The organism is Pigmentiphaga sp. (assembly GCF_019689535.1).
GTDB lineage: Bacteria > Pseudomonadota > Gammaproteobacteria > Burkholderiales > Burkholderiaceae_B > Pigmentiphaga.
In genome coordinates, this window is the sequence record NZ_JADGHH010000153.1 from 1 (window position 1) to 8,557 (window position 8,557).

6 protein-coding genes are annotated in these 8,557 nt (G+C 66.0%); 2 read left to right on the forward strand and 4 right to left on the reverse strand.

Going from position 1 to position 8,557, the window contains the following annotated elements; all coding sequences use genetic code 11:
* Positions 1–94 precede the first annotated feature (94 nt).
* Positions 95–1,447, reverse strand: coding sequence for an FAD-dependent oxidoreductase (locus IRZ12_RS13020; protein WP_296469103.1), 1,353 nt, complete (start codon positions 1,445–1,447; stop codon positions 95–97).
* A gap of 105 nt (positions 1,448–1,552) precedes the next feature.
* Here IRZ12_RS13020 and IRZ12_RS13025 point away from each other — a divergent pair, with 105 nt between their 5' ends.
* The gene (locus IRZ12_RS13025; RefSeq protein ID WP_296469106.1) at positions 1,553–2,473 is read left to right on the forward strand and encodes a LysR family transcriptional regulator; all 921 of its coding nucleotides are present in this window, start codon (positions 1,553–1,555) and stop codon (positions 2,471–2,473) included.
* A 9-nt stretch (positions 2,474–2,482) separates the two neighbouring features.
* Here IRZ12_RS13025 and IRZ12_RS13030 read toward each other — a convergent pair whose 3' ends face one another.
* The 3 genes from IRZ12_RS13030 to IRZ12_RS13040 form a co-directional block, all read right to left on the reverse strand.
* Entirely contained in the window at positions 2,483–2,899 is a 417-nt protein-coding gene (locus IRZ12_RS13030; protein ID WP_296469108.1) for a group II truncated hemoglobin, read from the reverse strand.
* 42 nt (positions 2,900–2,941) lie between these two features.
* Positions 2,942–5,470 carry an FtsX-like permease family protein gene (locus IRZ12_RS13035; RefSeq protein ID WP_296469110.1) on the reverse strand — a complete coding sequence of 843 codons (2,529 nt, stop codon included), beginning with the start codon at positions 5,468–5,470 and terminating at the stop codon, positions 2,942–2,944.
* Positions 5,471–5,643: 173 nt separating this feature from the next.
* Complete coding sequence (locus IRZ12_RS13040) at positions 5,644–6,717, reverse strand: BMP family ABC transporter substrate-binding protein (protein WP_296469112.1); 1,074 nt, start codon at positions 6,715–6,717, stop codon at positions 5,644–5,646.
* A 341-nt stretch (positions 6,718–7,058) separates the two neighbouring features.
* Here IRZ12_RS13040 and IRZ12_RS13045 point away from each other — a divergent pair, with 341 nt between their 5' ends.
* Complete coding sequence (locus IRZ12_RS13045; RefSeq protein ID WP_296469114.1) at positions 7,059–8,492, forward strand: catalase; 1,434 nt, start codon at positions 7,059–7,061, stop codon at positions 8,490–8,492.
* Positions 8,493–8,557 lie beyond the last annotated feature (65 nt).

The following is an 8,557-nucleotide window of genomic DNA, read 5'->3' on the forward strand; positions in this document are numbered from 1 at the left end:
AAAGCCCGTATACATCGGCGCCTCCAGACTCATCTGCTTCATGTCGCTATTGTCCCATCCCGGCAGTCTGGCAGGAAGGTTTTGCAGACCTTCCCTAGATGTCCCGGCCCAGATAGGCGCCGTCTTGCTCGAGCGCGTCCTGCAGTCGCGCCACGTCGAGCCGGCGCGGCGCCACTCCGGCCTGCAGGGCGAGGGCCGCGGCAGTTCCGGCCGCCTGGCCCATGGCAAAGCACGGCCCCGTCACCCGCGCCGCCGACTGCCCCATATGGGTCATGGACGCGCAGCGTCCGGCAACCAAGAGGTTGTCCACCCTCTGCGGCAGCAACATGCGGTACGGCAGGTGATTGAAGCCGCGGCAGTTGGGCACGTCGACGAACTTGAAAACGATGTCGCCTGCCACGTGCGCTTCCACGGGCCAGCCGTTTACCCCTATGGTGTCGTCGAAGCTCGCGCAGCCGAGCACGTCTTCCTCGCTCAACTGATATTCGCCGACGATGCGTCGCGTTTCGCGGATGCCGACCTGCGGCGCGATCTCGAGGATGTACGAAGACTCGAAGCCCGGGGCATAGTCGCGCAGGAATTCGAAGAATTCGCGCACCTGGCGGCGTCCCTGCAACTCGCCCTCGGTCAACTGCCAGGCGTCAGTCCCGTCGATGGCCGAACCGTCGGGATTACTCAGTTGCGTCACGTTGGCGCGCCACTCCGAGGGATTTCTCTGCGGCCGGACGATGGGTGTCTTGCGCGCAAAGCGGCGTCCGTCCCGCGACGCCTCCTCCATCAGGCGGCCGAAGTGCTCCCAGGCATTGCCCGCCCGGGCAGGATCGACATTGTTGACGCGGAACATGGTGGACGGATACAGCATCCCACCCTGGCCGTCACCCTTCTCATACGGAACGCCGGCCGCCGCGGCAACGTCGCCGTCTCCCGAGCAATCGATGTAAATCCTGCCGATCACGGCACCGCGCCCAGACTTGGTTTCCACGAGCAAGGCGGCGACCTCACTGGCCGAGCGCATCACGACACCAGCGGCATAGGCATGGAACAGCAGCTTGCTGCCGCTGCCCGCGACCAGCTCGTCGGCAGCCAGCTTGAAGGCAGCGTTGTCATAGGCCTGGGCCATGATTTTGTCTTGGAACATGCGATGCGGCTCGCACAGGCCGCCCAAACGCTCCAAGCTGCCGAGCAACTCGTCTGCCAGGCCTCGGATCACGCGCCGGTGCTCTCCGAACACGTTGGCGTGCAAGCCGCAGAAATTCGTCACCCCGGCCGCCGTTCCCATGCCGCCGAGGAATCCATACCGCTCGATCAACAACGTGCGGCATCCGCGGCGGGCTGCCGCCGCCGCGGCCGTCATGCCGGCTGGCCCGCCCCCCAGGACGACGACGTCGTACTCACCCAGCACCGGTGTTTGCCGGGCCGGCTCGGAAATGCTTGCCGGGGTCGCCATGTTCACTGCCTCATCTCATAACCCTTGGAGCCCCGCATGGTATCTATTTCAAATCGGATTATCTGGTCTAATTTGCAGCACCTGTTTTCGCAGTTTAGAAAAGATATGGATACACTGGCCAACTTGCGGGCCTTTCTCGCCACCGTGCGCGGCGGCAATTTTTCGGAAGCGGCACGCCAACTGGATACGGTTCCGTCGGTCATCGCCAAACGGATCGGGCATTTGGAGTGGACCCTGGGCGCACGCTTGTTCGAGCGCTCCAGCCGCCGCGTCACCCTCACGGAAGCCGGCCACAAGTTCCATGCGCGCGCCCGCGCCCTGGTCGCCGACTTCGATGCCATCGCGTCCGAACTCAAGCGCGACCAGAACGCCCTCGAAGGCCACATACGCCTGCGCGCGCCCACCTCGTTGACGGTCCTGTACCTGGCCGACATCTTGGCCGCATTCCAGCAGCGCTACGATCGGCTGACCCTGGAAATCACCTTGCTGGACCGCTCCGCCAACCCGGCCGAAGAAGGCTTCGACATTTCCGTAAGCGGCCGGGCCGACAGCTACGAAGGCGTCGTAGACGAGCCGCTGTGCCCGCTCAGGCAGGTGGTGTGCGCGTCACCGGCCTACCTGGCCCGTCGCCCGGCGCCACGCCACCCGCGTGACCTCGCCGATCACGACTGCCTGGTGTTCAATCCCACGGGCCACACCTGGCATTTCAACAGCGACCGGGGGCCGATCCGGGTGGATGTCCCGGCGCGCTTGGGCGCGAACGACAACTATGCCCTCTACGCGGCAGCGCGCGCCGGCAACGGCATCGCCGTGCTGCCCGCCTACGTGGCCGGCCGGGCATTGGCCGACGGCAGTCTGGTCGCCTTGCTGGAAGGCTATCCATTGCAGGACGTTTGGCTCAAGGCCCTGATTCCCGCGCGCAAGCGCGGACTGCCGCGCATCGAGGTATTGCTCGCCTGGCTGCGGGAGCACCTGGGCGGCACGCCGCCCTGGGAGCGTACGGGACCAGCGGCACCCGGCGCGTGAGGCGCGCCCTTATTCGGGGCGGTTGCGCATCCAGTCGGCCGTGTCATAGAACGCGGCGAGCAGCCTGTCGGCCAGCGCTGGCTCCACGCCTATCTGCTGCATCGCGCGCCCCATGCAGATCACCCACTGGTCGCGCTCTTTGGTGCCGATGGAGAACGGCAGGTGGCGGGCGCGCAGCCGCGGGTGGCCGAAACGTTCGATGTAGTAATTGGGCCCGCCCATCCAGCCGCACAGGAACCAAAACAATTTCTGCCGCGCCTGGTCCAGGGAGGGTCCGTGAGCGGCGCGCAGGTCCGCCAAATCCGCGTCCAGGTCCATCAAGTCGTAGAAACGGTCGACGAGTTCGCGCACCCGGGCTTCCCCGCCTATGCGTTCGAAAACGGTCGGCTCGGCGGAGGCGGCCTCGCCGGGCTCCTGTGTCACCATGGTTTGATCATCCTGCATAGAGATTGTCGCAAGCGCGGCGCATCATACCTCCCGCAGCGTCGCCAAGGGCGGATGCCTCAGCACGCCGCGCAGGCCCATCCATCCCCCCGCCCACGCGCATACCACGCCGACAGACACGCCGGCGACCCACACCCAAGGATTGGACGCCAGCGCAAACTTGAACACGAATCGCGCCAATAGCCAGGCGATCGCCGAAGCACCGCCTGCCGCCAGCAAGCCGGCAGCACCGCCGATGGCGCCCAATTCCAGCCACTGTGCGGCTGAAAGCTGGCGCCGCGTGGCGCCCAGCACACGCAGCAAGCCAGCCTCGCGCACGCGCTCGTCCCGGGTCGAGGCGAGCGCCGCATACAACACCAGGCAGCCTGCGGCCAGCGTGAACAGGAACAGGAACTGGACTGCCGCCACGACCTGGTCCAGAACACCTTGCACCTGGCGCAGGATGGCGCCGGTGTCGAAGATGGTCAGGTTGGGAAACTCGCGAATCAACGCGCTCGACAAGTCGGCCTTGTCTTCCGGCAAATGCAATGCGGTGATCCAACTCTGCGGCATGTCGCGCAGCACGGCCGGCGACAGGATGGCGAAGAAATTGACCCGCATGGAATCCCAATCCACGGCACGCAGCCCTGTGACGGTCACCTCGACCGCATTGCCGGCCACATCGAACCTGAGCGTATCGCCCAGCTTGACGCCCAAGGTCTGGGCGATGCCCTCCTCCATGGAGAGCTCGGCGGCCGATGGGTCCAGCCAGCGTCCGGCCACCACCCGGTTGTGCCCCGGCATCTCATCCATGTAGGAAAGATTGAATTCCCTGTCCACGAGTCGACGCGCCCGCTCATCCTCATAGTCTGCCGGCCCCACGGCACGGCCGTTGATCTCTAGCAGGCGGCCCCGCACCATGGGATAGAGTTCCGTCTCGCCCAGCCCCGCGTCCGCGAGCCGTTGCCCCACCGCTTCGCGCTGATCGGGCTGGATGTTGATGAGAAACCGGTTCGGCGCATCGGGCGGCGCGGCCTGCCGCCACCCGTCGACCAAATCGCCGCGCGTGATCGATAACAGCAGCAAGGCCATCAGCCCCACTGCAAGCGCGCAGATCTGCGCCACCGTAGCCCCCCTGCGCCGGACGACGCCGGCCAGCGCGAATCGCAGCGCGACCGGCCCGCGCTGCCATTGACGCAATGGCTCGAGCCACCGCACGCCCAGCCATGCGAGCCCGCAGAACAAGGCAAAGCCCGCGAGGAAACCGCCGGCGACCATCGCACCCAGCTTCAGGTCACGCGCGAACCAAAGCAGCAGCAACGCGAACCCCAGCGCACCGATGCCATACCCCACGGCCGTGCGGGCCGGCGCCACGCCGGTTTCCCGTCGCAGCACGCGCACAGGCGAGACGTGTCGCAGTTGCGCGAGCGGCGGCAGCGCAAACCCGAGCAGCAGCCAGACACCGGCCAGAAAGCCCTGCACCGCCGGCAGCAGTGTTGCCGCGGGCAAATCGGTCGTGATCAATCCGCCCAGCGCCGCGATCAGGCCCTGGTGCGCGACGTAGCCGAGCAGGCTTCCCGCCGCGGCGGCTCCCAGCGCGATAATGAGGAACTCGAGGGCGAATAAGCGGGTCAGCGCCGACTGCGTCGCGCCCAGGCAACGCATGACGGCCACGCTGTCGAAATGCCGCAGCGTGAACCGACGCGCCGCCAGGGCGACGGCCACGGCGGCGACCAAGGCCGCAAGCAGGGCCACGAGCGAGAGGAATTGCTGGGCGCGGTCGATGGTGCGACGCATCTCAGGCCGCCCCGACTCCAGCGTTTCCACGCGCTGGCCGCGCTCGAGCCGGGCCTGCAACCAGTCTGCATACTCGCGCACCTGCGCAGGCTGCCCTGCAACCAGCAACCGATACGAGATGCGGCTGCCGAACGTCACCAGCCCTGTCCCGTCCAGGTCGTCGGTGCGCATCATGACGCGGGGAGCGACGTTGATAAAGTTCATGCCGCGATCGGGCTCCACGGCGATCACGCGTTCGATGCGGAATCGCTTGTCCCCCAACTGCAGCTCGTCCCCCACCCTGACCTCCAGCAACGACAGCAGTTGCGGGTCGACCCAGACCGCACCTCGCGCCGGAATGTCCCACGCGACCTCGTCCGGCATCGCGGGGCCGTCGGCCACGCGCAGCCGGCCGCGCAGGGGATAGCCCTGCTGTACGGCCTTGAGCGCCGTCAGTTGCGAACGCAGCGCATCCCCCGTACCGGCGGCGGCCATGGAGGGAAACTGCAGGGTCTCGGTCACCTCCAGGCCCAACCTGGCCGCTTGCTCGCGCTGGATTTCCGAGATGGGCGCATCCGATACCAGGACCAGATCGCCACCGAGCAATTGCGCCGCGTCGCGCTCCAGTGCCAGGCGTATGCGATCGGCGAGAAAACCCACGCTAGCCACCGAAGCCACCGCAACCACCAGGGCCAGTGCGAGCAGGCGCAACTCCCCTGCCCGCCAATCGCGGACGGTCATGCGCCAGGCTTGCGCCAGGAAAGACAGCGAAGAAAACGGGCGGACGTCTGGTTTCATGGACGGGACGATAGGAAGACGAGCTGGAGAGGCGAACGCCCCACGCGTTCGCCGACGGGCAAAGCGCATGCGCGGCCACGGCGCATTCGAGTGGGACTACGCCAGGCGCCGGCAGTTCACTGCCGACCCATACTTTAGCGGGACTGGAAGGAAGCGCCCGGAAATGCCCCCTCTCAGGCCACCGCCTTGCCCACGACGCCTTCCACGAACCAGTCCATGTGCTCCACGTCGCGCTCGGCAAGCACGCCTGATTGCTGCCGGACCTTGCCCTGGTTATCGACGAGGCGGCCGCCGAAGGGATGCAGCTCCCCCGATGCAATCCGCTGGCGCGCGCGCTCCACGGAGGCCTTCACGTCTGGCGGCACCCGGGTAGAAATCGCCTCGAGCCCGATCATGCCGTCCTTCAGGCCGCCCATGAAGGCTTGCGACCGCCATGAGCCTTCCAACACCGCGCGCGTGGCCCGGATGTAATGGTCGCCCCAGCGGTGCACGACGGCGCCGAGCTGCCGGGTCGGCGCATACTTGCTCATGTCGGAGGTATAGCCCAGCATCCACACGCCCGCTGCTTCGGCAGCCTGCGCCACGGCCGACGAACCGGAATGATTCGTCAGGACGTCCGCCCCCTGCCGTATCACGGCCTGGGCCGCGTCGCGCTCGCGCGGCGGGTCGAACCAATTCTGCGTCCAGACCACGCGGACCTGCACCTTGGGATTGACGCTGCGCGCGGCAAACGTGAATGCGTTGATGCCTTGGATGACCTCGGGGATGGGCAGCGCGGCCACGTAGCCAAGCACATTGCTGCGCGTCATCGCGCCGGCCACCAAGCCTGCGAGATAGCGCCCTTCATAAAAACGGATGTTGTAGGCGCCCAGGTTGCGCGCCAGGCGGTACCCCGACGCCTGCTCGAACACGACGCCGGGAAATTCGCGCGCGACGCGCATCACGGCATCCATGTACCCGAATGAGGTCGTGAAAATGAGCTTGCAGCCTTGCCTGGCCAAGTCGCGGATCACCCGCTCGGCATCGGCGTTTTCGGGAACGTTCTCCACCACCTTGGTCGCGACGCGATCACCCAGCGCCCGCACCAGCTCCAGCCTGCCGTCTTCGTGCTGGCGGGTCCAACCGGCGTCGGTGATCGGCGACATGTAGACAAAGCCTATCGCAAGCGGCCCGGCCGCCGCCCGGACCGGCCGCGGCACGGCCGAGACGGCGTAAGCGGCCGGCACACCGGCCAACCAAGCGAGCATGCGGCGGCGCCGGCCACAGGCTGGGGAATTCGGGGCTTCAGTATTGCGAGGACAAGGGGATTCGCGGTGCACGGGCGGCACCCAAACGAGGTTTTTCACGCAGGTTCTCCTCGAACACGGCTTCCGGGGTTGAACGATCCGGCCTGCGGGAAGCGCGCGGGCCGGACGAGGGCAAACCCTAAGTGTACCAAGCGGTGCGGCGGCATCCGCTTGCAGGGCTGATCCGGCGACCGAGGTGGACGATTATCTCGATCTATCAAATCAATTTAATCAATTCAATTTACTAACACCCGCAGGCGGCCTATCTTGAGCGCTCTTCAATGCAGACCAAAGAGCCGACGATGACGAAACTCACTACCGCCACGGGCGCACCCGTCGCCGACAACCAAAACTCGCGCACCGCGGGACCGCGGGGCCCGGTATTGCTGGAAGATTTCCACCTCATCGAAAAACTGCAGCACTTCAACCGCGAGCGTATCCCCGAGCGGGTCGTCCACGCCAAGGGCTCGGGCGCCTATGGGGTATTCGAGGTCACCCAGGACATCACTCGCTACACCTGCGCCAGCGTTTTCTCGCACGTGGGCAAGAAAACCGACGTGCTGATCCGCTTCTCGACCGTGGGCGGGGAAAAAGGCTCCGCCGATACCGAGCGTGACCCGCGCGGTTTCGCGATCAAGTTCTACACCGACGAAGGCAATTGGGACTTGGTCGGCAACAATACGCCCGTCTTTTTCATACGCGACGGCATCAAGTTCCCGGACTTCATCCATACCCAGAAGCGGGACCCGCGCACCAACCTGAAGAGCCCGACCGCGATGTGGGACTTCTGGTCGCTCTCGCCCGAGTCGCTGCACCAAGTCACGATCCTGTTTTCGGACCGGGGCACGCCAGACGGCTATCGGCACATGCACGGTTTCGGCAGCCACACGTTCAGCATGATCAACGACCGCGGCGAGCGCGTGTGGGTGAAATATCACGTCCTGAGCATGCAGGGCATCAAGAACCTGCACCCGCGCGAGGCCGTCCGGCTCGCCGGAGAGGACCCCGACTATGCGCAGCGCGACCTGTTCCAGGCCATCGAGCGCGGCGAATTTCCCAGGTGGCGCGTGTGCATCCAGGTCATGACCGAGGATCAGGCGCGCAAGACGCCCTATGACCCCTTCGACTTGACCAAGGTCTGGCCGCACGGGGACTTCCCCCTGATCGAGGTCGGCATCATCACGCTCAACCGGAACCCGCAGAATTACTTTGCCGAGATCGAGCAGGCCGCCTTCTCGCCGTCGTCCATCGTGCGCGGACTCGGATTCAGCCCGGACAAAATGCTGCAGGCGCGCCTGTTCGCCTATCACGATGCGCATTTGTATCGGGTAGGCACCAACTACCAGTCCCTCCCCGTCAACCGTCCCCAGGCGCCGGTGAACACCTACCAGCGCGACGGCGCCATGCGCTTCGATGGCAATTTCGGCGGCGGACCGAACTACGAGCCCAATAGCGTGGCCGATGCGCCCAGGCAGGATCCCGCGTACCGCGAACCGGTCCTGCGGCTCGATGGCGAGGCCGACCGCTACGACCATCGCACGGGCAACGACGACTATACGCAGGGGGGCAATCTGTTCCGCCTGATGACCGCGGAACAGCAGGCCCTGTTGATCGAAAACATCGTCAACTCGATGAAAACGGTGCCACGCGAAATCCAGGAGCGCCAAATCGCGCACTTCCGCCAGGCGGATCCGCGTTACGGCGAAGGTGTCGCGAGGGGCCTGGGCCTCCTCTGACGGCCAGCCCGGCCCCGCGCCATGACGCGCCGCTACCCATCCCGTCCCGCCCGCATTTTGGCCAG

What these genes read in the sequence shown, in the direction of transcription:
- IRZ12_RS13020 (WP_296469103.1), bottom strand. Translation starts at nt 1,447, where the DNA reads ATGGCGACCCCGGCAAGCATTTCCGAGCCGGCCCGGCAAACACCGGTG.
- IRZ12_RS13025 (WP_296469106.1), top strand. Translation starts at nt 1,553, where the DNA reads ATGGATACACTGGCCAACTTGCGGGCCTTTCTCGCCACCGTGCGCGGC.
- IRZ12_RS13030 (WP_296469108.1), bottom strand. Translation starts at nt 2,899, where the DNA reads ATGGTGACACAGGAGCCCGGCGAGGCCGCCTCCGCCGAGCCGACCGTT.
- IRZ12_RS13035 (WP_296469110.1), bottom strand. Translation starts at nt 5,470, where the DNA reads ATGAAACCAGACGTCCGCCCGTTTTCTTCGCTGTCTTTCCTGGCGCAA.
- IRZ12_RS13040 (WP_296469112.1), bottom strand. Translation starts at nt 6,717, where the DNA reads ATGCTCGCTTGGTTGGCCGGTGTGCCGGCCGCTTACGCCGTCTCGGCC.
- IRZ12_RS13045 (WP_296469114.1), top strand. Translation starts at nt 7,059, where the DNA reads ATGACGAAACTCACTACCGCCACGGGCGCACCCGTCGCCGACAACCAA.